Annotated in this window: 4 protein-coding genes; all 4 read left to right on the top strand. The window is 56.7% G+C overall.

Translation table 11 applies throughout. From position 1 onward, the window contains the following. Positions 1–27: 27 nt before the first annotated feature. A complete protein-coding gene (locus P0Y67_RS22590) occupies positions 28–210 on the top strand; it encodes a hypothetical protein (protein ID WP_027253759.1) in 183 nt (60 codons plus the stop codon). Continuing rightward, positions 207–476, top strand: a complete 270-nt coding sequence (locus tag P0Y67_RS22585; RefSeq protein WP_120513245.1) for a hypothetical protein — start codon at positions 207–209, stop codon at positions 474–476. Before P0Y67_RS22590 ends, P0Y67_RS22585 begins: the two co-directional genes overlap by 4 nt. 1 nt (position 477) lies before the next feature. Beyond that, entirely contained in the window at positions 478–936 is a 459-nt protein-coding gene (locus P0Y67_RS22580) for a hypothetical protein (protein ID WP_192017826.1), read from the top strand. 4 nt (positions 937–940) lie between these two features. Then, positions 941–1,581: hypothetical protein (locus P0Y67_RS22575; RefSeq protein WP_342393690.1), on the top strand; the 641-nt coding region annotated here is incomplete at its 3' end.

Here is a 1,581-nt window from a genome sequence, read left to right as displayed (position 1 = left end):
ATCGTTTTGTTAATGCGGAGGTAATCAATGCCTTTAGTACCTCTCTTAATCGGCGGTGGTGTGTTGTGGGGCAGCGGCGCCCTTGTGGGCGGCTCCCTCGGCTATACCGCTGCAGATGGCACTAAGTACCTGAGTGCGGGCGTGATAGCCGTGGGCGTCATCGTGCTGGTGCTGGCCTTTCTCTATTTTCGTAAAAAGGGGGCGTTGTGAGCGGATCATCTTCTGGCGGTTTAGCCAGTCTGGCCGGAACTGCCGCCGGGGCCAGTATGGGCTTTCCCGGCATGGATATGTCCGGGGCACTGGGTGCGCTGGAGTCAGTGAGTGACAGCGGGCCGATGACTACCACCAACGGCCCGGTCGAAATGAATTTCGAGGCGGGCGGTGTGACCTTCGGGGCGAAAACCCCGAACTACACCCTAATAGTGGTCGCGATTGCCGCCATGGTGCTGCTGTTTTTCTACCTGAGGGGGCGCTGATATGGGCTTATTCAGTACGAAAAAGAGCGCAAACAGCAACATCAATAACAGCGTTAACACCTCCAACAGCATGGGCGTCAGCGGTGCGAACAACGGCATGATGTTCAGTGGCATTGATGGCAGCGTCACCATGACTGACCACGGTGCCATGGAAGCCGCGGGGGAAATGGCCAGTGATGCCATGACCCTTGGCTCGAATGCGTTAGCGTCGAATAACAGCGCCTTGAACGATGCCTTTAGTTTTGGACTGGAAACCTTCAATGGGGCGCTGAGTTCCCTTGGCGGCATGGCGTCGAACCAGAGCAATCTGGCCTCGCAGTCCATGCAGTTGGCGAACAGCATCAATGCCAGCGCCAACACAGGCGGGGCCAGTGACATAGGACGACAGAACACCCAGGTCATGATGGCCTTTGCGGCGGTCATCGGCTTGGTGCTGCTGGTTGTGGTGCTTAAGAGGTAGCGGAATGTATCAGACACAGAAAATCATCGAAGTACAGCTACAGGCCGGAGAAAAGATTATCTCGGCTGTCAGTCAGTACCTGTTAATCCGTGACTGCTCCCATACCGTCACCTTGCTGGCAAAAACCCAGAACCGGGAGCTTGGCACAGAGCTGAAGAAAAACGACGTGGTGCCTTTGAGTGGTTTCGAGACCATCGAGCTGTACAACCACCACAGCACGGCAGTCACGCTCAAATACCAGTTAACCGATATCCCGGTAAACACCCAGTCTGATGCGGTGGCAATCAGTGGCGCGGTGGAGGTGCACAGCATCCGCGAACCCGTGACCATTGATGCGATTCAGCAGACGGTGCCCGTTGCATTTGATGCGCCCGTGTCTATTGCCAACTGGCCCGCAGTGCAACCTGTGAGCGGAAAGATCACCGTAGGCAATTTGCCTGAGGTGCAGGCAGTGAGCGGGGAAATGGCGATCACCAACCTGCCCGCGGTGCAGAGTATCCAAGGTCAAGTTGAGATCACCAATCAACCGCAGGTACAGCAGGTCAGCGGTCTGGTTGCGGTGGCGCGCAGTGATGCGCTAACCAGTGCGGCCAAACCGTTAGACCCAGCGGTGAGTACCTTGCTGATTGACGCGGACAACACGCG

The organism is Photobacterium sp. SP02 (genome assembly GCF_038519165.1).
Classification (GTDB): domain Bacteria; phylum Pseudomonadota; class Gammaproteobacteria; order Enterobacterales; family Vibrionaceae; genus Photobacterium; species Photobacterium halotolerans.
Note: the sequence above shows the minus strand (reverse complement) of the source record. Positions and strands in the feature narration are given on the sequence as shown.